23 protein-coding genes are annotated in these 23,851 nt (G+C 64.5%); 12 read left to right on the forward strand and 11 right to left on the reverse strand.

What is annotated here, in order from left to right:
• Positions 1-15 precede the first annotated feature (15 nt).
• The gene (locus tag ACTHNR_RS26055; RefSeq protein WP_440551615.1) at positions 16-648 is read left to right on the forward strand and encodes a TetR/AcrR family transcriptional regulator; all 633 of its coding nucleotides are present in this window, start codon (positions 16-18) and stop codon (positions 646-648) included.
• A gap of 83 nt (positions 649-731) precedes the next feature.
• On the opposite strand, the gene ACTHNR_RS26060 is transcribed toward ACTHNR_RS26055, so the two are convergent.
• From ACTHNR_RS26060 to ACTHNR_RS26085, 6 genes are all read right to left on the reverse strand, one after another.
• A complete protein-coding gene (locus ACTHNR_RS26060) occupies positions 732-941 on the reverse strand; it encodes a DUF2795 domain-containing protein (protein ID WP_440551673.1) in 210 nt (69 codons plus the stop codon).
• Between the two features lie 89 nt (positions 942-1,030).
• Complete coding sequence (locus tag ACTHNR_RS26065; RefSeq protein WP_440551617.1) at positions 1,031-1,294, reverse strand: hypothetical protein; 264 nt, start codon at positions 1,292-1,294, stop codon at positions 1,031-1,033.
• 130 nt (positions 1,295-1,424) lie between these two features.
• Positions 1,425-2,762 (reverse strand): C45 family autoproteolytic acyltransferase/hydolase, encoded by a 1,338-nt coding sequence (locus tag ACTHNR_RS26070; RefSeq protein WP_440551619.1) that lies wholly within the window; start codon positions 2,760-2,762, stop codon positions 1,425-1,427.
• Between the two features lie 153 nt (positions 2,763-2,915).
• The gene (locus ACTHNR_RS26075) at positions 2,916-4,649 is read right to left on the reverse strand and encodes a ClcB-like voltage-gated chloride channel protein (protein WP_440551621.1); all 1,734 of its coding nucleotides are present in this window, start codon (positions 4,647-4,649) and stop codon (positions 2,916-2,918) included.
• Between the two features lie 131 nt (positions 4,650-4,780).
• Positions 4,781-5,518, reverse strand: a complete 738-nt coding sequence (locus ACTHNR_RS26080) for a glutathione S-transferase (RefSeq protein WP_440551623.1) — start codon at positions 5,516-5,518, stop codon at positions 4,781-4,783.
• 77 nt (positions 5,519-5,595) lie between these two features.
• Positions 5,596-6,687, reverse strand: a complete 1,092-nt coding sequence (locus tag ACTHNR_RS26085; protein WP_440551625.1) for a YeiH family protein — start codon at positions 6,685-6,687, stop codon at positions 5,596-5,598.
• 111 nt (positions 6,688-6,798) lie between these two features.
• Between ACTHNR_RS26085 and ACTHNR_RS26090 the strand changes: the two genes are divergently transcribed.
• From ACTHNR_RS26090 to ACTHNR_RS26120, 7 genes are all read left to right on the forward strand, one after another.
• On the forward strand, positions 6,799-7,704 hold the full coding sequence (locus tag ACTHNR_RS26090; protein WP_440551628.1) for a LysR substrate-binding domain-containing protein: 906 nt from the start codon (positions 6,799-6,801) through the stop codon (positions 7,702-7,704).
• 168 nt (positions 7,705-7,872) lie between these two features.
• Positions 7,873-8,664, forward strand: coding sequence for a sugar phosphate isomerase/epimerase (locus ACTHNR_RS26095; RefSeq protein ID WP_440551631.1), 792 nt, complete (start codon positions 7,873-7,875; stop codon positions 8,662-8,664).
• Positions 8,665-8,734: 70 nt separating this feature from the next.
• Complete coding sequence (locus tag ACTHNR_RS26100; RefSeq protein WP_440551633.1) at positions 8,735-9,694, forward strand: sugar kinase; 960 nt, start codon at positions 8,735-8,737, stop codon at positions 9,692-9,694.
• Positions 9,695-9,737: 43 nt separating this feature from the next.
• A complete protein-coding gene (locus tag ACTHNR_RS26105; protein WP_440551635.1) occupies positions 9,738-11,027 on the forward strand; it encodes an MFS transporter in 1,290 nt (429 codons plus the stop codon).
• Positions 11,028-11,033: 6 nt separating this feature from the next.
• On the forward strand, positions 11,034-12,023 hold the full coding sequence (locus ACTHNR_RS26110) for a 2-hydroxyacid dehydrogenase (protein WP_440551675.1): 990 nt from the start codon (positions 11,034-11,036) through the stop codon (positions 12,021-12,023).
• 236 nt (positions 12,024-12,259) lie between these two features.
• Positions 12,260-13,342: a LacI family DNA-binding transcriptional regulator gene (locus ACTHNR_RS26115; RefSeq protein WP_440551637.1), complete on the forward strand. Its 1,083-nt coding sequence runs from the start codon at positions 12,260-12,262 to the stop codon at positions 13,340-13,342.
• An 83-nt stretch (positions 13,343-13,425) separates the two neighbouring features.
• Positions 13,426-13,791, forward strand: coding sequence for a DUF3022 domain-containing protein (locus ACTHNR_RS26120; protein ID WP_440551640.1), 366 nt, complete (start codon positions 13,426-13,428; stop codon positions 13,789-13,791).
• Here the strand turns inward: ACTHNR_RS26120 and ACTHNR_RS26125 are convergent.
• Positions 13,788-14,237 carry a PGDYG domain-containing protein gene (locus ACTHNR_RS26125; RefSeq protein WP_440551643.1) on the reverse strand — a complete coding sequence of 150 codons (450 nt, stop codon included), beginning with the start codon at positions 14,235-14,237 and terminating at the stop codon, positions 13,788-13,790. The two genes, ACTHNR_RS26120 and ACTHNR_RS26125, sit on opposite strands and share 4 nt — an antisense overlap.
• Before the next feature lie 111 nt (positions 14,238-14,348).
• Positions 14,349-14,876 (reverse strand): Spy/CpxP family protein refolding chaperone, encoded by a 528-nt coding sequence (locus ACTHNR_RS26130; protein ID WP_440551645.1) that lies wholly within the window; start codon positions 14,874-14,876, stop codon positions 14,349-14,351.
• 275 nt (positions 14,877-15,151) lie between these two features.
• Here ACTHNR_RS26130 and panE point away from each other — a divergent pair, with 275 nt between their 5' ends.
• The 3 genes from panE (at position 15,152) to ACTHNR_RS26145 (ending at position 17,914) form a co-directional block, all read left to right on the forward strand.
• Positions 15,152-16,084 carry a 2-dehydropantoate 2-reductase gene (panE, locus tag ACTHNR_RS26135; RefSeq protein ID WP_440551676.1) on the forward strand — a complete coding sequence of 311 codons (933 nt, stop codon included), beginning with the start codon at positions 15,152-15,154 and terminating at the stop codon, positions 16,082-16,084.
• A gap of 36 nt (positions 16,085-16,120) precedes the next feature.
• Entirely contained in the window at positions 16,121-16,585 is a 465-nt protein-coding gene (locus ACTHNR_RS26140) for an Lrp/AsnC family transcriptional regulator (protein WP_440551647.1), read from the forward strand.
• Positions 16,586-16,816: 231 nt separating this feature from the next.
• Entirely contained in the window at positions 16,817-17,914 is a 1,098-nt protein-coding gene (locus tag ACTHNR_RS26145) for a saccharopine dehydrogenase C-terminal domain-containing protein (RefSeq protein ID WP_440551649.1), read from the forward strand.
• A 161-nt stretch (positions 17,915-18,075) separates the two neighbouring features.
• Here the strand turns inward: ACTHNR_RS26145 and ACTHNR_RS26150 are convergent, their stop codons facing one another.
• Entirely contained in the window at positions 18,076-18,681 is a 606-nt protein-coding gene (locus ACTHNR_RS26150; RefSeq protein ID WP_440551650.1) for an AAA family ATPase, read from the reverse strand.
• A gap of 193 nt (positions 18,682-18,874) precedes the next feature.
• On the opposite strand from ACTHNR_RS26150, the gene ACTHNR_RS26155 reads away from it, so the two are divergent.
• Entirely contained in the window at positions 18,875-19,909 is a 1,035-nt protein-coding gene (locus ACTHNR_RS26155) for a glycosyltransferase family 4 protein (RefSeq protein ID WP_440551653.1), read from the forward strand.
• 21 nt (positions 19,910-19,930) lie between these two features.
• Here ACTHNR_RS26155 and ACTHNR_RS26160 read toward each other — a convergent pair whose 3' ends face one another.
• Entirely contained in the window at positions 19,931-22,330 is a 2,400-nt protein-coding gene (locus ACTHNR_RS26160; RefSeq protein WP_440551656.1) for a penicillin acylase family protein, read from the reverse strand.
• 178 nt (positions 22,331-22,508) lie between these two features.
• A complete protein-coding gene (locus tag ACTHNR_RS26165; protein WP_440551659.1) occupies positions 22,509-23,756 on the reverse strand; it encodes an MFS transporter in 1,248 nt (415 codons plus the stop codon).
• Positions 23,757-23,851 lie beyond the last annotated feature (95 nt).

A 23,851-nucleotide genomic window follows, 5' to 3' on the forward strand; every position in this document is an offset into this window, starting at 1 on the left:
GCTAAACTTCAGGCTATGAAACGCAAACGCTTGACCCGCGAAGAGAGCAAGGAGCAGACGCGCCTGCGCCTGCTCGATGCCGCGCAGACGATTTTCATGAAGAAGGGCTACGTATCCGCGAGCGTCGAGGACATCGCGGAGGCGGCCGGCTACACGCGCGGGGCGTTCTATTCGAACTTCCGCGGCAAGTCCGAAATTTTGATGGAGCTGTTGCTGCGCGACCACGAGCGCATGCAGGCCGATTTGGCGTCGATCATCGATGACGACGCCTCGCGCGAGGAAATGGAGGCGCGCGCGCTGACGCTCTACAGCCGGTTCTTTCGGGAGGACGACTGCTTTCTCTTATGGGCGGAAGCAAAACTGCTCGCTGCGCGCGATGCAAAGTTCCGGTCACGATTCAACGCGTTCTCGCATGAAAAGCGAGAATTCCTGACTGGGTACATCCGCATGTTTTCCGAGCACGTGGGGACGCCTTTGCCACTGCCCGCGGAAGTCCTGGCGCTTGGCCTCATCGGTCTATGCGAGGGCGTGCATGCGTTTCGCGTGTGCGATCCGCAACACGTGACCGACGATCTCACCGAGGCGGTGCTCGCGGGTTTTTTTGCCAAAGTCATGTTCGGGAGCGCAGGCGGGCCCGGGACCGCCTAGTCGGGCAGGCGGGCCGGCGGGCCGCGGTGTGCGGATCGCTGGGCAGGACGATCGCTGCGAGCCGGCGCGGCGCGTTGGGTGCGCTAGAGCCCTAAGCCGGGACCATAGTTGCTGCTGATGTGCCGCGTCACCGAGTCGATGTCGGCATAGTCCTGCTCGGGCAGGCCGTCGAGGATGGCAAGCAGCTCATTGCTCGCACCGGCATCGCGCGCGGCGTCGACGATATGGTCTTTGTTGGCCGGATAGCGCACCGCGTGCAGCACGTCCGCGATCTGCAAATCGATCGATTCCATGGGCACCGAAGACACGTTCGGCGCCGCCTGCCCGTTCGCCTTAGCGGTACGGGCAGCGTCGGCGCCCGGTTCCTGCTTTTCGCGCGCGCTCATGTGCGAGACCTCCGTTCATGCGCCGCGAAGTGATTAGCCAATTCGTGCGGCTTGGGCAAGGTGATCCGCGTCCAATGGCCGCGCGCCGACGAAGTGTCGGTTTTAACCTCAGGCGCCGGCGGCGCGACGGGGGCCGCGTTTGCGCGGGCGGCCGCCAACGCGGCGCGGGCGGTGATGCTGTCGAGGGCGGCGGTATGAATGGGCGCCGCGAAGCACGAAGCCGAAAGCAATGCCATGGTGGTCAGTGTCGAGGCTTTCATCGCTCGACCTCCTTCTCGATAGGGCCTATCGCCGATCATCTCGGGTCAGTCGGTCCGATCCAACGTTTTATGCTGATTCTCGGTGAAGCAGGGCGCGTGCCCGGGCCGCTTCGACGAAGCGTACCCGGCGTCAACGCAGCACCTCGAAACGCGTCCAAGGCCACGAGGGCCGGTCGCGCATATAACCGTTGAGCCAATTCCATTGCGGGTGGCGCTTCATGAACGCTTGCGCGTCGAAGGGCTTGCCGCAAGGGTGGCCCCAACGCGCCCAAAACGCCAGGTCGCGCGCCATTTCGCTATCGACGACCTTCCCGTCGTTCGCCCCCCAGGGATTGAATGGGCCGTGATCGGATGCGCCGAAGCGTGCGTCGTCGAGTTCCAGATGTCCGCAGATCGTGCGCGAGCACGGATTGTCGTCGCGATCCAAGTAGACGTCGTAATGATCCGCGATCATTTGCTTGGCAAGCTCGATATCGATCTTGCCGTGGTGCAGTTCGGCAAGCTGCATGAACCGAAGCCGACGCGCCCCGTTCTTGCGCACGTCGGTATAGTCCTCGCCCTCGCCGACGCATTCCTGGTTGCGGATCTTCAGGTCGGTCGCGGTGTTATAGCCGCTGTAAAAGCCGTCCTTCGTGCTTTCAAAGCCGGAATAGTGCAGGCCGAGCTCGTAGCGCGCGATTTCGCCGGTTTTCGTGTCGCCGAGCAGCCAGCTGTTCGCGTAGCCGCCGTTGTTCGACATGGCAAACATCTCGCACCAGTCGCCGATGCTGTTCGCGTACTGCGTGGCGCGGCGGGACCGATAGAACTCGGGCGCGCCCGCGCTGTTGTAGCCGGCGAAGTTCGAAATCGTCGTCTCGGTGATCATCAATCCGGCGGACGTCAGCCAAAAATCGGTCAGGCTCGAAATGCAGCCCGGCAGGCCCTGCATCAAGATCCGGTGGCCGGAATCGGGCACGATGTCGAAGACGACGTTGAACGCATCGCCCGCGGCATAACGATCCCAGGAGTTGTGCGCCATGACGATGCGTCCGTCGCGTGTGGCGCTGCCCGTGGCGACGAATGCGCTGCAATGATGCCCGCGCCGGCCGCGCCATGGCTTGACGCCTACTTGCGGGTCGCGCGCGGCGACTTGCGCCGGCCACCAGCTCTGAAGCAGGTCCATGTAGCCGTTCCAGGCCAGCACGTCGTCGAACGGGAGTTTCGCACCGTCGGCGATGCCTTGAATTTCGTCGGCGAACTCCCGGTCGAGCTTCGATTCGAACTGCGAGCGGGCCGCCTTCGTGAACGTTTCGAAATCCTCGCCCGTATCCCAGCGCGCCAGGTACTTCGCGGTGCGGATAGCGTTCTGGATTTCCGCGGCGAGCAATTGCCCGTGCTGTTCGCCACGATCGTAGGGTTCGCCTTCGATATGCACGAATATCCAGCCAGCGTGGTCACGACGCACGGCATCGAGGGACGGTTCGCTCATCTTCGCTCCGGATCGATTCATCGATCGAAAGGGCTGCGCTCGGCGCGCCTCGGGGCGGCGCGCGGCGGGCTCGGCGGCCTGCTTTTCATTGTAGAAAATATGCGGCGCTTTGCCATTGGCGCGAGCACGGGCCGTGCGGCCCCCCGCCAAGCATCAAATAGAGGGATTCATCCGACGGTAGGCGTCGAGCAAGGAAGTTTTATAGACGGCGCCGACGAGCGTCGGCTCCGCGGCGCTTGCCACGCCGGGTAGGCGCTCACCCTGGAACGCCAGGAAGCGCTGCAGCGCAACGCCGATCGGCATATCGGGGGTCAGCACGGCGAATTCGGGCTGGAGATAGTCGGCCGCCGTGCGCTCGGAGGTATCGCGCTTTTCGAGCAAATCGGACGTGATGTCCTTTAGCGCGACGACGCCGCGAAAATGACCGGCATCGTCGGTGACGTACAGGTACTTCACCGGGTATTCGAGGAAGACGCGCGTCATGTCGTGCACGCTGGCGCCCAACCGCACGACCGTATCGGCCGGCTTGACGAGCTCGCGCACTTGCGCCGAGCGAAGCCGTGTGCGTTCTTGTTCGTCGGCGTGCCGCCGCAGCGTGATTTCGTACATCGACGTCTTGTTGATGGCGCGCGCGACAAAATAGGCGACGACGCACGAGAGCATCAGCGGCAGCACCACCTGATAGCTGAGCGTCATCTCGAAGATCATGAGGATCGCCATCAGCGGCGCCTGCGTCGCGCCGGCCAGGAACGCACCCATGCCCACCATCGCATAGGCGAATGCGGCCGACGTGCCGTGCGGCCACCAGCCGTGAACGAGCAGGCCGAACAGCGACCCCAACGTCGCGCCGACGAACAAAGTGGGCGTGAACACGCCGCCGACGGCGCCCGAGCCGACGGTAGCCGCCGTTGCGACGATCTTGCACGTCAGGACCACCACCAGCGCCGTCCAAGTCCACGGCGAGTGCAGGATCGAGTTCACGACGCTGTAGCCGTTGCCCCAGACTTCGGGCGTCCAGACCGAGATGACGCCGACGACGAGGCCGCCGAGCGCCAGCCGCGCGGGCAAGGGCAGGGGGAGATGCTTGAAGCGCGAGCGCGACGCCTCGATCAGGTGCAGGAACTGGGGTGCGACGGCGCCGCATAGGAAACCCAGCGCAACGAACAGCAGCACTTCGGGGCCGGCGACCGCGGGAAACTCCGGCATTTCATACGGCGGCTTATACCCGGAGAACTCGCGCATCACGATGTTGGCCACCACCGACGAGACGACGACGGGCCCGAAGTTTTCCATCGCGATCGAGCCGAGCACGATCTCGGTGACGAAGAACGCGCCGGCGATCGGCGCGCTATAGGCCGAGGTGATCCCGGCCGCGGCGCCGCAGGCGACGAGCAGGCGCAAACGCGGCGGATCGAAGTGCACCCAGCGGCCCACGACGGAACCGGCCAGCGCCGCGAGTTGAACCATCGGGCCTTCGCGGCCGATCGAGCCGCCGCAACCGATCGTGAACAGCGACGAGACGCTGCGCCAGAGGCTCGGCCAGAAGGGCACGACACCGTCGCCGATCGAAATCGCCTCCATGTAATCGGAGTTGGCGTGCTTGTCCGCGCTGCGGCGCGCGATGATGAGGAAAGCGCCGGCGATGATTCCGCCGGCGGCCGGCAGCCAGATTCGAATCGTCCACGGCAGGGCGCGCGCCATCGCGACGAAACTGCCCGTGTGGCGCGTGAACGTCCATTGAAATGCATCGATGGCATGCCGGAAGGCCACTGTCGCGAATGCGCCGAGCACGCCGACGATGACGGCCCAGACGAGCATCGTATGGGCCTCGGACAGGCGAAACAGCGATTGTGCGCGCGTGCGCAGGCGTAGCAGAAATGAAAGCACGGAGAAAGCGGCGGCCCACGGCTCTGGGGATTGCGACGAGCGCAAGCATAGCATCGGCTCAGGCTCGTCGGACCTATCGGTCGCACCGATATCGGCGCGCTCCGTGTGGGGTTGGGGAGTGTCGGCGCGCTTCAATGGGCGGGAGCGATGTCGAGTTCCGGGTAGTGCCGGAAAATGCCGGTTTCGTTGAACGGCAGGCGGCGCTCCGAAGCCAGATACGCGGCGATATTCGGTCGCGCCGCTACCGCCTTGCGCAGGGCCGCCAGGCGCGGGTAGCGCGAGGCGAAACGCGCGGTGGCGCGCGGGAAGGCGTAATGGAGCCCTTCGATGAGCTGAAACATCGAGAGATCGACGTAGGTCAGCGCGCGGCCTACGAGATGCCCGTCGCCATCCGGATTCTGCGCGAGCACCCGCTCGAAATAGCGCATGAACTTGGGCAGGCGGTGGGCGAGGAAGTCGCTCGCACGCGCTTTGGCCTCGCGCTTTTGCTCCTCGTAATACTGCCCGGTCGCAATCGGGTGGTGCGTGTCGTGCACCTCGGTCACCATGTCGGCGATCGTCAACTGCAACCCGTGCACGACGTAGCGCAGATCGCCTTCCGGCGCGAGGTGGAGCTTGGGTCCGAGGTAAAGCAGGATGTTGGCCGTCTGCGAGACGATGAGGTCGCCGTCCTTCAGGAACGGCGGTGCGAACGGGATGAGCGGCTCGGTCTTGCTGTTCAAGATGGCCATCATGGCCGATTCGCCCAGTTCATCGTCTTCGCTGCCGCGCACCACGTCGACGTAAGCGGCTCGAGCTTCCTCGAGCGCGAGGCGGACGAATTCCCCGCGGCCTTGCAATCCGTCCCAGTAGTAGAGTTCGTAAGGCATAAGGTGTCCTCTAGAAAAGCGGCTGCGCGCCGCACGTTCCGGAAACGCGCAGCACGCCGCTTGCCTACCGTATGCGCTTAACCGAGCAGACGCTCGACGCCCCATGTAATGCCGAGACCGCCGACGATGAGCCAGACGTAGAGGATCAAGCCCGTCGCCAGGGCACGGGGGCCCGCCTTGCGCACTTGAGCGATGCGCGTTTCGACACCGAGCGCGGTCATGGCCATCGTCAGCGCAAACGTGTCGAGTGCGTTGACCGATTGCGTCGCGGCCGGCGGCAGCACATGCAGCGAGTTCACGAGCACACAAGCGAGGAAGCCCAACGCGAACCAGGGCACGGCAAGCTTGCGCGGTGCGTGATCGTGCGTATGCCGACCCGCTGCGGGCGATGCCGCGACATCGTCTCGAGACCGGCGAGCGAGCCACACGCCGAGCACGAGCAGGACCGGCACCAGCAGCATCACACGGGTCATCTTGACGATCGTCGCGACGTGCGTCGCCTCCGCGCCGACGTTGCTGGCCGCGCCCACCACTTGCGCTACCTCGTGAATGGTACCCCCGAAGAACAGGCCGACGCCGAGCGTGTCGAGATGAAGCCAGCCGGCGCGATACATGAGCGGATAGAGGAACATCGACAGCGTGCCGAACAGCACCACGCTGCCCACGGCGACCGCGCTTTTTTCCGGCTTCGATTGCAGCGTCGATTCGAACGCGAGCACCGCGGCCGCGCCGCAGATCGCACTGCCGGCGGCGGTGAGGATAGCCGTGTCCCGGTCGAGCTTCATCAGCTTTACGCCGAGCCAGGTTCCCAAGACCAACGTGCTGACGACGACGAGGATGGAGACGGTCAACCCGGGTAGCCCGACTTGCGCGATCTCTTGCAAGCTCACGCGCAGGCCGAAGAAGGCGACGGCGATGCGCAGCAGTTTGCGCGCTGAAAAATTCACGCCGGCAGCCCAGTGCGCGGGCATACCGGCCCGCAACGTGTTGCCGTACAGGGCGCCGGCGACGATACCGACGATGAGGGGGCTGATTCCGAGACCGGCGATCGCCGGCATGGCGGCGAGCCGCGTGACCGCCGCCGCGAACAAACCGACGAACAGAATTCCGTTGAGCTGACCGTGCGATGCGGCGCCCGATGGCGCGGATAGCGTATGAGTCGTGGACATCTTGGGTGCCTTTGAGGCAGGTTTCGATGGGCTAATCCTAAATGGCTTATAAGCTTATGAAAAATCGTCATTTGTGACGTAATATATTGGCTCAGCCGATATTTTTTTGAAATGACAGCCGATCAACTGATAACGTTCGCCGCCGTCGCCGAGCACTTGAACATCAGTCGCGCGGCGGTTGCCATGCATCTGTCGCAGCCGGCCGTCTCGGGGCAGTTGCGGCAACTGCAAGACGAATTCGGCGAACCGCTTTATCGGCGCGAAGGCCGCGGCGTGCGGCTGACGCCGAGCGGCGCCCAGCTTGCCGAGTACGCGTTGCGCCTGCGCGAGACGTTTCGGCAGGCCCACGCGTATCGGGATGCGTTGCGCGGCGTCGCGCAGGGCACGCTGCGAATCGGCGCGAGTACGACGATCGCGAGCTACCTGCTGCCTTACCTGATCGCCGAGTTTCAGCGCCGTTTTCCGGCGGTCGAAGTGCAGACGGCAGGCGGCAATACCGGCGACATCGTGGCATCGCTCGGTTCCCTCGATGTCGCGATGATCGAAGGGCCGGTGGGCGCCGATCTTCCCGACGGCACGGGGGTTCGCGTCTGGCGCGAAGACGAGATCGTCGCGATCGTCCCGCGCGATCACGAACTGGCCGAGCCGGCGCGGCGGCGCGCGGGTGGTCCGACCTTGGCCGAAGTCGGCGCGTATCCGCTCGTCATGCGGGAAGAAGGGTCGGGTGTGCGTCAGTTCGTCGAACAGTCCTTCGAGGCCGCCGGCGTGGCGCCTCGGGTCGCGCTGGCCGTTGCCGGCGTGGAAGGGGTGAAGGAGGCCGTGCGGGCCGGCATGGGCGTCGGCTTCATATCGGCGATGGCGATGCGGCACGAGGACGGCGCGCTGGTGCAGCTATCGCTCGCACCCGAGCCCTTGTTGCGGCATTTTTCGATTCTCGTGCCGCACGAAGGAGCGCCGTCGCGCGTAGCGGCCGGTTTCCTTCAACTGTGCGAGACCGAGGGCGACGGAGTCATGTGACCGACATCGCGCATGCCGCATCACGCCGTCCCGCCGGCCGCCGAGTAGGGATTACCAGGATGGCGCGGCTCCCGGCGCAGCGCGCATGATCGCAGTCATCGAGCGCTCGCTCGTTTTTTTGTAATTGAAATGGAACCGGTTCCATTTGAATGGAAAGGATCTGAAACGATGCGGCCCTCAACCGAAACCGAAACCGAAACCGAAATCGCGATCGTGGCTAGCGCGTTCGGCGTGGACGCCGTGCGTCGGAGTGGCCATGCTGCGTGGCTTCGCATCGTCGCGGAGTCGGGCGCGGCCGCGTTCGAAGTTCGGCGAGAACTTTTCTCGCACGAGGCCGACGCATCGCTGGAAGCGCTGCGCGCGCTCGGCGCCGCCTTGGCTGCGCACGGCCTATGGGCCGTCTATTCGACGCCGACCGAGCTCTATCTCAACGATGGCGCGTTGAACAGCGCGGGAATCGCCGCCGCTTTCACGGAAGCCGATGCGCTCGGCGCGCGTTGGGTGAAGGTGCAACTGGGCCTGTTCTCGGGACGAGCCGATGCGGCGATGATCGAACGCTTGAGCGCCGGGCGGCGCGCGCGGCTCTTGGTCGAGAACGGCCAGCGCGTGCAGGACGGCACGATCGGCCCGTTTCTGTCGCTATTCTCCGCGCTCGCGCGCGAGGGTGCGCCGACGGCGCTCGGCATGACGTTCGACATCGGCAATTGGCAATGGCCGGGCGAGGCGCCGATCGTGGCGGCCCAATCGCTCGCGCGGCATGTCGAGTACGTGCATTGCAAGTCGTCGGAAGGAGAGGGCGCGCGACGGTTTGCGGTTGCGCCTTCACCGGCCGATCCGCTCGTGAAGGCCGTGTTGGACATCCTGCCGCGCCACGCCCCGCGCGGCATTGAGTTTCCGCTTGACGCGGCCGCGCCGTCCGACGATGCGCATCGCGCCGTCAAGTGGCTGGCGACGGCGTGAAACTTGGTCTATACGATTGTTATGAAGAAAACGGCGCTGCGCGTCGTTGAATGCGAAGAAGGAGTTTTCGATGTCTACCCCGCTCGACGTGTTGACGTACGGTGAAGCGATGGCGCTATTCGTCGCCGACGAAACCGGGCCGCTCGAGGCAGTCGGCCATTTCACGAAACGTATCGCGGGCGCCGATCTGAACGTCGCGATCGGCCTTGCGCGGCTCGGGTTCCACGTGGGCTACGTGAGCCGCGTCGGCGCCGATAGCTTCGGGCGCTACGTGCTCGACACGCTCGCGCGCGAGGGCATCGACGCGAGCCGCGTCGCCGTGGACACGCGCTACCCGACCGGCTTTCAGCTCAAAGGAAAGCAGACCGACGGGAGCGATCCGATGGTCGAATACTTTCGCAAGGGGTCCGCGGCGAGCCACCTCTCGCTCGACGACTACGATGCGCAGTATGTGGGCGCCGCACGCCATCTTCATCTGACCGGCGTGGCGCCGGCCATTTCGGCCACCTCGCGCGACCTGGCTTTCCGCTTGGCCGAATCGATGCGGGCGGCCGGCAAGACGATTTCGTTCGATCCGAATCTGCGCCCGACGCTGTGGCCGTCGCGCGAGGCGATGGTCGCGTCGCTCAACGCGTTGGCCGCGCTGTCGGACTGGGTGTTGCCCGGGCTCGGTGAAGGGCTCGTGCTCACCGGCTTCGAAACGCCGGAGGACATCGCTCAGTTCTATCTCGATTCGGGTGCGCGCGGCGTCATCGTCAAGCTCGGTGCGCAGGGCGCCTATTTTCGAGCGGCCGATCAGTCGGGCTATGTCGATGCGCAACCGGTCGCGAGCGTGGTCGATACGGTAGGCGCGGGCGACGGATTCGCCGTCGGCGTCGTCAGCGGCTTGCTCGAAGGACTTGACTTGCCGACGGCCGTGGCCCGCGGCAATCGGATCGGCGCCCTCGCGATCCAAGTGATCGGCGATTCGGAAGGGTTGCCGACGCGAGCCGAACTCGACCGGCTCGAACACTCCGCCACACCCGTTTAACGCCTCGCACGTCCCATTCAAACCTGGCATAGGAGGAGACACCATGCCCACGACAATCGCGCCTCGCCGCTGGTGGATGATCATGCCGATCGTCTTCATCACGTACAGCCTTGCGTATCTCGACCGCGCCAATTTCGGCTTCGCGTCGGCCGCCGGCATCAACAAAGACCTCGGCATCAGTCCGGGGTTGTCGTCGCTGATCGGCGCGCTGTTCTTTCTCGGCTATTTCTTCTTCCAGATTCCGGGCGCCGTCTATGCGGAACGTCGTAGCGTGCGCCGGCTCGTGTTTGTGAGCCTGATTCTATGGGGCGGCTGCGCGGCGCTGACCGGCATCGTCAGCAATGTCTCCTCGCTGATCGCCATCCGTTTCCTGCTCGGCGTGGTCGAAGCCGCCGTCATGCCGGCCATGCTGATCTTCATCAGCAATTGGTTCACGAAGAGCGAACGCTCGCGCGCCAACACGTTCCTCATTCTCGGCAATCCCGTGACGGTGCTATGGATGTCGGTCGTTTCAGGCTATCTCGTGCATTCGTTCGGATGGCGCGAGATGTTTATTGCGGAAGGCGTGCCGGCGATCGTTTGGGCGTTTTGCTGGTGGTTCGCCGCGCGCGACAAACCGACCGAGGTCGAGTGGCTCGACGCCGACGAAAAGCGTTCGCTGGCCGCCACCCTGGCCGCCGAGCAAGCTGCCCTGAAACCCGTGCGCAACTATGCGGAAGCGTTCCGCTCGCCGGCTGTCGTCAAGTTGTGCGCGCAGTACTTCTGCTGGAGCATCGGTGTCTACGGATTCGTCTTGTGGCTTCCGTCGATTCTGAAGAACGGCTCCTCGCTCGGCATGGTCGCAACCGGCTGGCTCTCCGCGCTGCCGTACCTGATGGCGACGATCGTCATGCTGGCGGCGTCCTGGGCATCGGACAAGCTCGATGCGCGCAAGGCGTTCGTCTGGCCGTTCCTGCTCGTGGGCGCGGTGGCATTCGCGTTGTCTTATGCGGTCGGATCGACGCACTTCTGGTGGTCGTACGCGCTGCTGGTCGTGGCTGGCGCCGCGATGTACGCGCCGTACGGGCCGTTCTTTGCCATCGTGCCCGAACTGCTGCCGAAGAACGTCGCCGGCGGTGCGATGGCGCTGATCAACAGCATGGGCGCGCTCGGGTCGTTCGTGGGCTCGTACTTCGTCGGCTACCTGAACGGAACGACGGGCTCGCCTGCCGCGTCGTATGCGTTCATGAGCGCCGCGCTGGTCGCCGCGGTCGTGCTGACGCTGTCCGTCAAGGCGCAGCCTGCCGGCGCGGCGTTGCCCCGCGGCGCGCAAGCTCACGCACATGGGAAATGAATGTCCATGCTTCCTAAGATCGTCGTCTATAAGGCCGTGCCCCCGGATGTGCTCGACTATTTGCGCGAGCACGCGCGGATAGTCGTAGTCGAACCGGCGCCCGGCCAATCGCAGGCCTCGCTGTCGGGGGCGCTCGGCGAGGCGCTGGTCGATGCGGAAGGCGCCATCGGCGCCAGCATCAAGGTGACGCCGGCGATGGTCGCTCGCGCGCGGCGGCTCAAGGCGATTTCGACGATCTCGGTGGGCACCGACAACTTCGATTTGGACGACCTGACGCGCCGCGGGATCGTGCTGGCCCATACGCCCGACGTCCTGACGGAGTCGACCGCCGATACCGTGTTTGCGCTCGTCTTGTCCACGGCGCGCCGCGTGGTCGATCTCGCGCAATGGGTCAAGGACGGGCAGTGGCACGGCAGCATCGGCCCTGCCCAGTACGGCGTCGACGTGCACGGCAAGACGATCGGCATCGTCGGGCTGGGGCGCATTGGGGGCGCCTTGGCCAAACGCGCCGCGCTCGGTTTCGATATGCGCGTGCTCTATGCGAACCGTCATCCGAACGAAGCGGCCGAACGCGCCTACGGCGCGCGTCGCGTCGAATTGGGCGAATTGCTCGCGCAGTCGGACTTCGTTTGCCTGCAAACGCCGCTTACGCCGCAGACCCGGCATCTGATCGGGGCGGCCGAACTACGCGCCATGAAACGCAGCGCGATCCTCATCAACGCGTCGCGCGGCGCCATCGTCGACGAAGCCGCCCTCATCGCGGCGCTCGCCGACGGCACGATCGCGGGCGCGGGGCTCGACGTGTTCGAGCACGAGCCGCTCGCGGCCGATTCGTCGCTGCTCGCGATGCGCAATGTCGTCGCACTGCCTCACGTGGGCTCGGCCACGCATGAAACGCGCCATGCGATGGCGCGCTGCGCCGCCGAGAATTTGATCGCCGCGCTGGCGGGAACCCTCTCGCGCAACATCGCTAACCCGGAGGTGCTCGCCCGTTGAGTCGGCGCATCCACGTCTACTAGAATTCGTCGAAGATGCATCCTGCGCACTTGCACGAGTGGTGCGCCAAGTCGCCGTGCGCTATGATGCCGCCACTGCAAGAATCGCAAAGCGCGCCTCGGCGCGCTTTTGTCTATGCGCAACGGTGGCGGGGCGGCTGACCGCTTGCCTTCGACAAGGAGACTTTCGTTGGATCGAGCTTCACACGAGACGCGCGCGCCCCGCGCCGCCGGGCAATGAGCGTGGGGCCCATGGGCATGACGCGCCGCGCGACGATCAGCGACGTCGCGCGCGAGGCCGGAACCGGCAAGACTAGCGTTTCACGCTATTTGAATGGCGAAACGAACGTTCTCTCGTCGGATTTGCGCTCGCGCATCGAAGCGGCGATCAAACGGCTAGACTACCGGCCGAACCAAATGGCGCGCGGCTTGAAGCGCGGGCGTAATCGGCTCGTGGGCTTGCTCGTCGCCGACATCACGAACCCTTATACCGTCGGCGTCCTGCGCGGCGTCGAGGCGGCGTGCCACGAACTTGGGCTGATGCCGCTCGTCTGCAATGCGGCCAACGAAGTCGAAATGGAGCGGCGCTACCTGCAGCTGATGACGACCTATCGCGTGGAAGGCGTGATCGTCAATGCGCTCGGCGTACAGGAAGAGACGCTGCGCCCGGTGGGCGAGGGCGGTACCCCGGCGGTGCTCGTCGATCGGTCGATCGACGGGCTGTCGACGGATATGGTCGGGCTCGACAACGCGCACGCGGTCACCCTCGGCATGCGTCATTTGCTCGAGCAGGGGTTCGACGATATTCGCTTCGTCGTGCAGCCCTATGAGCACGTCAGTTCGCGCCGGTTGCGCGAGGCGGCCTTTCGGGCGGCGCTGGACGAAGCGAGGGCCACGCGCTCCGCGGATTCGCCGCCGCTGCAAGGCCAAACGATCGTGCTCGACTTGGGCGACGAGGACGCGGCAGCCGGCGTGCACGAAACGCTCGACCGCCACTTGGACGAAGCGTCGAACGCCGCAGGCAGGCGGGTGGCGTATTTCGCGGCCAACGGCCCCGTTGCGCTTTCATTGGCGCTGCATTTGCATGCTCGCTATGGCTCGCGTTGGCAGGAGCGTGTGGCCTTGATGTCGATCGACGATTCGGAATGGGCCGAACTCATCGGCGTGACGACGGTGCGCCAGCCGACCTATGCGATCGGCTATCGTGCGGTGGAGTTCTTGCACGAACGCATCGAAGGCGGCGTGGACCCCGCTCGAGAAGCGATTCTGCCCGGCGAGCTCGTCATACGCCGCTCGACCGTCTGGCGCGGCGAAGACTGACGATGCTCGGCTAGCGCGCCCCGCGGCGGAGCATCGAACCCGCCGTGCCGCGCAACCCGTACGACTTGAGCATTGACCCCACGATGGAAATTTACCGATTCGAATGCCAGAGCGCCGATATCGAGGCGCTTGCCCAGGTCGTCAGCGACCTTTTCCCCGAACAGACTGTTTTCTCGGAGCGGGTGGGGGACGACGGTACACCGACGCTCGCCGTGCAGTGGGTGGCGATGCGGTTCGGCTCGACCGCACGGCGCATGACCTTGACGGTTCGCTTCGCCGCCCCGGCTTTTGCGCGGTATCGCGCGTTGCCGCCGCGTGCGCGGGCACGGAGCTACGCTGTCCTGCGCGCCTATGTGGAAGCGGCGCTAGGCTCGCTGGAGGAGCAGTATGCCGCGGGCGAAGCGGTGCCGCGCGAAGTGGAGATCGATCTGAGCGACGAATTCGCTTAGTCCTCGCGGCCCGGCTCGGCTGACCGATAAACCTGGGCGAAGCGATCGGCGCGCACGACGCCGTAATCGCCCGGGGCGTACTGCAGAACCCAATCGCCGGCGGTACCGGTGAGGACATCGCCCGCCGCCCGGCGCGCGAGCGAAAACGGCCCATCCATGCGCTTGGCTAGGACGACTGCCGGCCGGTTTCGATAGCGGCCCGGATAGCCATGGGCGAGGCCCGGATCGGCGGGAACGTATTTGTCGTCGAACCGCACGCGCTCGACGACCCAGCGCGCGCCGCCGGTGCCGGTGATCAAGGCATCGCCGGGCTCGTAGCGGTTGGGACCCTCGAGACTCATCAGCGCGCCGTTCGCGTGCGCGAATTCGACGGCGACCACCTCGTCCTTCACGTACTGCCCCGCGGCTGGATCGCCGCGCAGGTCGATGTCTTTCAATTCGATCATGGGAAACAAGCCAAACGTCGAGAAGGCGTGAGCGTAGCGGTAAATCACGCGACGCGCACGCCTTTCGTTCGGCCTAGGACAAGACGCCGCGAGGCGGGCTACGTCGGCCGGTCAGGGCTTGGCGGGCGCGCCCGATTTCGGTCCGCCTTGGCGGCCGCGTGCGTGCTCGCGTCGGTTTTCGCGAAACGTCGTATCGGCCAGCTTCTTCTGCTCGGGCGACATGCTGTTGTAAAGCGGCTCGAACGCATCGACGAGTTGCTTCATGTCGTCCGCATGCGCCTGGGCGAGTTCAGCGTACTGCTTCATGTTGTCGAGGGCCGATTGCGTCTGCTCGGCCTGCGTGCGTTGGCGGTAGAGCCGGCCCATGTTTTGGCCGTTTGCACGCATGACGTCCGCAAACGCTTTCCATTGCGTCTCTTGCGCGGGCGTGATTTTCAATTGCGTGTGCAGATAGGTGATCCGCTCTTCGACGCGTGCTTCATGCTTGGCGGCGCGAGCGTCCGCCGGGGCGCTGGCCGCAGCGGGCGCCACTGCGCTCGACGGCGCGCCGGGCGCGGAAGCTTGTGCGAATGCGCCGCTCGTGGCGAGCGCACCGCCGGTTGCGAGCGCGCACGCGAGAATAACGATTGTCCGTTTCATGGAAGCTCCTCCAGTCGTGTGGACGATACCAAAGCCGGCAACAGTGCGCCGGCTCGTTGGACCCGCATGCTTGCCGCATGTTCGTCGGTCCGGCGCTAGTTTTACCACCATGCGGACCGTTTGAACGGTATGTGAGACATACGCTTACATCTGAAACGGATCTGAAGGGTGGCGCTGCCGCCCGGACGCCGCCACGACTCGCCGTCGCATTTTTGCCGTTTGCATTACAGTGAGCGGTCGCATGCGTGATGCTTAACTGAACTCAAGGAGCGATGATGCGTATTTTGGTCGTGGGCGCCGGCGCGGTCGGCGGGTATTTCGGTGGGCGGATGGCGTTGGCCGGACAGGACGTGACGTTTCTCGTGCGCGAAGCGCGAGCCAATGAATTGGCTGAGAACGGCCTAGTCATCAAGAGCCCCAAGGGCGAAGCGAGACTATCGAACGTAAAGACCGTACTCAGCGCTCGAATCGACGGCCCGTACGACCTCGTTCTGCTCAGTTGCAAGGCTTACGACCTTGAGGCCGCGATGGACTCGTTCGCGCCGGCTGTCGGGCCCGCGACGACGATCCTGCCGATGCTCAACGGCATGAGGCATCTCGATGTGCTGGGCGAGCGCTTCGGGAAAGAAAACATCCTTGGCGGCGTCTGCCTGATCGCCGCCACGCTCGACGCGTCGAAGGCGATCGTTCAAATGACCGATATGCATGCGATCGTCTTCGGCGAACTGGACGGCGCGGCGCGCCCGCGTGGGGATGCCATTGCGGCGGCGCTGCGCACCGGCGGTTTCGACGTGGACGTGACCGACGCCATCGTGCAGCAGATGTGGGAAAAGTGGGTGTTTCTCGCCACCTTGGCGGGCAGTACGTGCCTGTTTCGCGCAAGCGTCGGCGCCATCTTGGGCGCCCCCGGCGGCGAGGCGGCGATGCGGGCGTTGTTCGACGAGTGCGCGGCCGTAGCCGCTTCGCACGGTCATGCCATGCGCGCGCCGTTCGAGCAGCGTTCGCGAACGATGCTCTTTGCCCCAGGCTCCGCGCTGACGGCTTCGATGCTGCGCGACATCGAGAACGGCTTGCGCACGGAAGGCGACCACGTGCTGGGCGATCTGCTTGCCAGGCGCAAGCAGGATCGCGCCGCGGGCGCGACGCCTTCCATGCTCGAACTCGCCTATACCCACGTGAAAGCCTACGAAGCTCGGCATGCGCGATAATCCAAGGCTTCTTGCCACCGCATTCGCCGCGAACCGATGAGACCTCCGCGCCTGGATCAGCTCGACGAGCTCGACCGCAACCTCCTTACGCTACTGCAGGCGAATGCGCGAGAAAGCGTCGCCAACTTGGCGCGCCAACTAGGCGTGGCGCGCACGACGGTGCTTGCGCGGATCGAACGGCTCGAGCGGACTCAGGTCATCGCCGGCTACGGCGTGCGGCTCGGGCAAGATGTCCTCGATGCGAGCCTCAATGCTTATGTCGGCATCATCCTCGCGCCCAAGTTCGGCCCGAGCACGCTCAAGCGGCTGGAAAAGATGCCCGAAGTGCAGTGGCTGTGCGCCGTGAGCGGCGAATACGACTATGTGGCGTGGCTGCGCGCCGCGTCGCCCGATCGACTCAATGAATTGCTCGATCAGATCGGCGCGCTCGAGGGCGTCGAGCGTACGACGACGTCGATCATCCTTGCACGCAAGATCGACCGGGGCTCTTTCGGCGGCTGATTTGCGGGTGACCTGAGTTCGCTTGGACCATTTTGCGGCCGAGCCGCGCTGCATTTCGGCGGATCTCGACAAAATGAATGATAGATTCGTCATTTCGTCGAAAACTTACGTCGAAACGCAGCACTTTGCGTCTATTTTCCGTTTTCGCGCGTCTCTACACTGTTTCGAACCCGGCGCGGCGCCACTCGGCCCCGTCACGAGAACTCGAAACACAAAACAAAGGAGAAGCGCATGAAAGTAGCCATCGTCGGTGCAGGGCTGATCGGCCACACCATCGCCCATATGCTGCGTGAGACCGGCGACTACGAAGTCGTGGCGTTCGATCGCGATACCCATGCGCTCGAAAAGCTGGCCCGAGAGGGCATTGCCACCGAACGCGTCGACTCGGCCGATTCGAACGCGATTCGCGCGGCCGTTCAAGGTTTCGACGCGCTGGTCAATGCGTTGCCGTACTACCTGGCGGTCAATGTGGCGGCTGCCGCGAAAGCCGCGGGCGTGCATTACTTCGATTTGACGGAAGACGTGCGCGCGACGCATGCGATCCGCTCGCTTGCCGAGGGGGCATCGCAAGCCTTCATGCCGCAATGCGGCTTGGCTCCGGGCTTCATCGGAATTGCCGCTCACGAGTTGGCCAATCGCTTCTCCGAAATCCGCGAAGTGAAAATGCGCGTGGGCGCACTGCCGGAGTTTCCGACGAATGCGCTCAAGTACAACCTGACTTGGAGCGTCGACGGGCTCATCAACGAATACTGCCAGCCGTGCGAAGCCATTCGCGATACCCGCACGCAATGGGTTCAACCGCTCGAAGGGCTCGAGCACTTCTCGCTGGACGGCACCGAGTACGAAGCATTCAACACGTCGGGTGGGCTCGGTACGCTCTGCGAAACGTTGTCGGGCCGCGTGGAATCGCTCGACTACAAGTCGGTGCGCTACCCGGGCCACCGCGACCTCGTCAAATTCCTGCTCGAAGACTTGCGCCTGTCCAGCGATCGCGACACGCTCAAGACGATCATGCGCCGCGCCGTGCCGTCCACGTCGCAAGACGTCGTTCTGATTTTCGTGACGGTGACGGGCATGCGCGACGGGCAACTCGTCCAAGACGTCTTTACGCGCAAGATCTTCGCGAAGACGGTTTGCGGCATGCCGATGAGCGCTATCCAGATCACGACGGCGGGCGCGATGTGCGCGGTGCTCGATCTGTTCCGCGAAGGCAAGCTGCCGCAAAACGGGTTCGTGCGGCAGGAACAGGTGTCGCTGCGGGATTTCCTCGCTAACCGCTTCGGGCGACTGTACGAAGGCGCGACGCTCGACGCGATGGCGACCGTCTGACCGCCCACCGGCGCAATGCCGGGTCAAGGGCAGCCTGAGAGAAGCGGCGTCGCATGGCGCGCCGTTGAAAAGCGGCACGGAGCAGGGCCTCGAGAAAGCCGCGCAAGAAGAGGGCAGCCACGCATGCGGACGAAGCATGCGTGGCGAACCTCCCGCCTGCGTCATTCCCTTGATTTTTCCGCCGTATCCTTCTGCAAAATGCTGTTCAGCAACCCATCGAACTCGGCGGTCGTCGGGGCGGTGTTGTCGAACATGATGAGCCCCTCGCGCGCCGCGCCGCTGGGCACGAAGCGGCGTTGCCGATACTCGTCCCAGTGTGCGAGTTTGTAGGCGTCGTTGGGGTTGTGACGCGCAATGATGCGCGCATGCGCCGTTTCCTCCGACGTGTAAACCCAGACGATGCGGATCGTCACGTTGCCGCCGATGCCGAGCCATTGGTGATCGAACAGCTTTCGCTCGCGCACCTCGCGTGAAAGCGGACCCACGACGATCACGCTCACCCCGAGCTCTAGATTTTCGCGCGCCGTATCGATGAGCCCCTGATATTCGGGCTCGCGCAGATGTTGCAGGTAGAGCGGACTGTCACGGTCGTTCGGGTCGCCCGTGAGCGCGCCCATCGCCGCCGCGCTATAGCGACCATACAGCGTGTCCTTGTCGAGCACGCAAAAGGCTTCACCGGTTTCCCGCATGAGCGGACCGACGAGGCGCTTGGCAATCGTGGTTTTACCCGTGCCGGCATGGCCGCAGAAGAAAACGAGGTGAGTCACGAACCGATTCCTTGATGTTGAGACGGTAGCGAGGGCGCTTGTAAGGGCATCTTAGCAGCGATGCCGTGGGAGACGGGGAAACGCCGGATGCTCGAGTAGGCATGCGTCATGCTCAGGCGCTGGCAACGCGCCGCCGATTCGCGCTTGCGGTGCGCTTGACCCTTGACCCTTGACTTTTCGGGGAGCCTGATCGATGCGCATCGCACAAGTCGCTCCGCTATACGAATCCGTGCCCCCATATGGATACGGCGCGACGGAGCGGATCGTTCATTATTTGACCGAAGCGCTCGTCGGGCTGGGGCATCAGGTGACCCTATTCGCGACGGCCGATTCGACGACGTCCGCCGAACTCGTGCCGATTTGCGAGCGCGGTTTGTGGCGCGATGAGGCAGTGTGGGATACGTTGACTCACCACGTTCGCGAAGTCGAGGCCGTCATACAGCGCGCGCGCGATTTCGACATCGTGCATTTCCACATCGATCCGCTGTATTTTCCGACGGCCCGCCGCTTGCCGTGCGCGCATGTCACCACCATGCATGGCCGGATTCTGCCGCACGACCATGGCCCGCTCTTTCGGGAATTTTCGGAGGCGCCGCTCGTTTCGATCTCCGATAGCCAACGTGAACCGCTTGCTTGGGCCAATTGGAAGGCCACCGTCCATCACGGGCTGCCCACGGATATCTTTCAACTCTGCGAAAATTGTGAGGACTACTTATTATTCATCGGCAGAATGATGCCGGAAAAGCGTCCCGATCTCGCGATCGACATCGCGCGCCGCGCGGGGTTGAAATTGAAGATGGCCGCAAAGATTCATCTGGGCGAAAAGCAGTACTTCAGCGAAAACATTGCACCGCTCGTCGAAGCCAATCGCGATTTCGTCGAATATCTGGGAGAAGTCGGAGGTGCGGCGCGCATCGATTTGCTGTCGCGCGCGCGCGCGTTGGTCTTTCCGATTCAATGGCCGGAACCGTTCGGAATGGTCATGATCGAGGCCATGGCCTGCGGTACGCCCACGATTGCATTTCGAAACGGCGCGGTGAGCGAAGTCATCGAAGACGGGGTAAGCGGCTACATCGTCGATGGCGTGGACGCAGCCGTCCATGCTGTCGCGCGCCTTGGCGACATCGACCGGCGTCGATGCAGAGCCGCGTTTGAGCGGCGTTTCACGAGCGAGCGGATGGCTCGCGGCTATGTGGCCGTGTACGACGCCCTCCTGCGTAAGCAGTGACGAGGCCTCTCTCTATAGACGCTAGGACGGTGCAAGCACTAAGCGGTGGACGGGCGGACCCGGAAGCAGAGCAGTCGCTTTGCCGAGAACCCAGGCGCGGTGTTCGTCCAAAAACGACGAACTCATGGGATGCCCGCTTTGCCCGCCGGGCATATTGAAAATCCCTCTTTCCTCGTGGCCCGGGGATATGACCATTCGCTCCGATTGCCCGAACGTCGGGGTGGCGACGCGCGGCATGTTGCCGTCGCCCGGCAGTCGATCCGGCGGCGCCGCCAGCCAATGCGAAAGAAAAGGAAAACCGGCAACGAAAGGGTGCGCGATGCGGGCCGTGTTTCTTTGGCCCCAGGCGGCGTCCTTCAGTGCGATCGAGCGCCGCGTCAAGTCGGCAATCGTGTCGTCGACCGCGGCCAGTTGCACATCTCGCCAGTTCTTCCGATTGCCGGGCAGCCAAGCGGGAGGCTGCTGATCGACGAGCCGCGCGAGCACGACGGGCCAACGCGAACTCGCCTGGGCGACGCTCGCGGAGGGGTCGAGCTTTTGCATGTCCTGATCCGCTTGGCTAAACAGCTCGCCATATAGGCTGAATAGAAAGTCCCGAGTCAAACGATACGACACCGAATCCACGCAAGCACATCCGTTCCAGCCGTCCCGCAGCAGCCGCCGGAATTCGCCGCGCTGCGGACGCCCGGCCACGGCTTGGTCGTCCAATACGCGCAGCGCGCGATCCCGCCAGGTGGACATGAACAACGCACGATCGTCGAGGCTCGGGGCATAGGCACTTTTTTCATCGAACATCGGCCGCCCCGCAAGGTCGTCCCGAATCTGACGGGCCCGCGCGCCCAAGTCCGCGCCGCCATCGCCGATGAGGTCATTGCCCGACCCCGCCAATTGCCGTGCGTTAGCCGACCACAGCTGGCCCGATGCCGAATCGAGTAGGGTCGGGTGCGCATCGGCCGCAAGCAGCGAATGTGAGGGTTGGACCATAGCGTCGGAACGTTGAGGAAACGTGTCGTCCCAGCTGGGGTGTCGATTCGGCATGGCGCCCGCGATTGTCCATCCGATATGCCCAGCGGCGTCTCCCGCGATGAGATTTTGCGCCGGAATCCCAGTGGATCGTGCGATCGTCAGGGCTTGCTCGACATTGGCAGCCGTCTCCATGTGAAGGAGATCGAGATTCACGGCGCCCTCGTCCCTTGCGACCCAACGGACGGCGTAGCGCCTGGCCCCGACGTCCCACACGGGCCCGAAGTCCGTATCCCCCACGCGGACCGTTTCGGCGGCGCCACCGTTGACTTGTAGCCGCTCATTGTGAAAGCGAATCGGCAGCCAGCCGTGGGACGTTCGATATTGGCCGGGGTGATTGGCGTCAGAGCGCAGTTCCACGAGATCGAGATAGTCGCCGTAGCTATTCGTTAGGCCCCAGGCCACCGAGCCGTTACTACCGGCGACGACGGCGGGCGTGCCTGGCAGGGTGACGCCGACGATACGCCGCATACCAGCAGAGGGAGACGGATACTCGAGCGCCACGCGATACCAGATATTCGGCAGACGCAGGTTCAAATGCATGTCGTTCGAGACGATCGCGCTGCCGTCGGAGGTGCGTGTTCCGGCAAGCGCCCATGCGTTGCTGCCTACAGCGGTTCCGAACGGCAACTGCGCGAGCGTTTGCGACGATGCCTTGCCGAGCCAATCGGGCGCCGAGGCGCGCAGCGGCTCGTCATCGCAGGCGACCGACCGCGCATCGAGTGGCGCGTCCCATTCGCTGCATTCTGGGAGCAGCGCCTTTAGTGCCGATGAATCCGTATGCTCGCGCAGCCATCCTCGAGCAAATTCGCGGTGCAGCACATTCCCTTGAAGCTCGAAATACATCGACCAGATCACGAGCAAGCTGTCTTGCGCGCGCCAGGCGACAGGCCGCGCGCGCAGCACGAGATACTCGAACGGACGCACGCGTAGCGCCGCGAGGCCCGCGTTGACGCCGGCCGTGTAGCGATCGAGGAGCGCTCTATCGGCCAAAGATAGATGTGCAAGGGCGTTGTCAGCGAGTGCTTGGAATCCGAAGATGCGGCGCTGACGGTCGACGGGAAGGGCCACCGACCCGACCAGCGCCGCGAGCGTGCCCGCCGCGGAACGCCGGAGCAAGTCCATTTGGAAGAAGCGTTCCTGCGCATGGACGAAGCCGGTTGCGTAGGCGACGTCTTCGCGCGTCGCGCCGGAAAGCGTCGCCACGCCGTGTGCATCCCGCGCAATTTCGACGCTTGCTCGCAACCCTGTACCGCGCTGCGCACCGTCGAGGGCCGGCATGCTGAGCGCGAGCGCCGAGAGTCCAGCGATCAACGCAAGGACGCTAAGCGTGAGAACCGAGATGGCGCATAGGGCCAAGAGGCGGAGACGGCGGCGGCGTCGAGGGCGTGCTTTCATCCGGTGAGCTCCGGTGCGGTCCAGCCGGCTCGAGCTGCTTCGGTGTGGGCGTGCCGACGAATGACATCTGCGTTCAGCCACGAATAGTGTTTCGTCTGTACGGTAATGTCAAACGAAGGCGGCCTGCTCGGTCACGATGCTCGCCCCGGACCTTCGCCCCCCACGGACGTCACACACGTCACACCGTCGCTTCGGGAAGGCTGACCAGCCGCGCCGCGGGCGAACGCAAGATGACGATCGCTTGAATCGCGAATGCGAACACTGCGACGACGAGGCACGGCTTTGCCCCCGCGGCGCCGCCGAGCGTTGCGCCGATCAACGCGCCGAGCGGCCGCGCACCGTACGTTGCGGTACTGATGAGTGCCGAGACGCGCCCCAGCATCGATTCGGGCGTGATCGCTTGGCGCAGTGTGGTCGAGCCGATGACCCACAAGATGGGGCCGACGCCGAGTTGGAAATACGCCGCGGCGGCGAGCCAAGGGGAGGGAAACACGAGCGTTGCGCAGAGCGTCAGCGAGGCCGCCAATCCGCACAGCGGCCCGATGATGATCACCTGGCCGAACCGGAGCGCGGACGAGATCCGCGGCGCCGCTAGCGCACCGACGATCATGCCTGCGCCGTAGGCGGCCAGCGTCGCGCCGACGCCCGCCGGCGACAACCCCAGATACCGGCTGGCGTAGGGGACATAGACAGCTTGAATGACGAAGAAGCCGATATTGAAAAAGACCGCTGTCGTTACGATCGCCCGCAACAGTGCATTGCCTGCGACAAACGCGGCGCCCTCGCGCAACTCGGTGACGAATTTCCGCCGGGGCGTTGCTGCGCGTGTAGGTTCGTCGATGCCCGCGAGCAAGAGCGCCGCGCAAGCGGAAAGCGCGGCCGCTACGACGAATGCCGCATAAGCGCCGATCGTTCCGACTAGCAGGCCTCCGAGCGCCGGACCGGCGGAGTATGCCACGCTTCGCGCTAGTTCGATACGTCCGTTCGCAGTGGCCCACGCGTGCCGTTCGACCAATGCCGTGATCAGCGAAGGGGCCGCGACGTTGTACGCGACAGTGCCGCATGCGCCGATGAACCCGCACGCCGCCAACAAGGGCAGTGAGAGGTTGCCGGAAACGAGGGCTGCCAAGACGAAGAGCAGGGCCGCGCAGCGCACGCCCTCGGCGCGGGCCATGAGCCTTTGGCGCGATGTCTGATCGGCCCAGACGCCCAGCAGCACGGAAAAAATCAAGAACGGCAACGTCTGCGCGGTTTGGAGCCAACCTGTTTGCCCGGCGCCCGCGCCGAGCGCGAACACGGCGACGATAGGCGTCGCGGCAAGACCGATCTGCTCAGCCGACTGCGCGGCGAGATTGGACCAAGCCAATCGATGGAATGTCGGCGGCAGAGTGGTCGAGGAAGGTTTGAGTGCGGTATCGACTGGCATCGAGCGTCCCGTGGTCGTGAATGTGTTCCGCCATAGGGTGGGCCACTCGGTGCACGCGGGCGAGCCGAATCTTGCTGTGTCGTTCCGCGGCGGTG

Origin of the sequence: Trinickia sp., from assembly GCF_051954495.1 — a bacterium.
In the GTDB taxonomy this organism is placed as follows: Bacteria; Pseudomonadota; Gammaproteobacteria; order Burkholderiales; family Burkholderiaceae; genus Trinickia.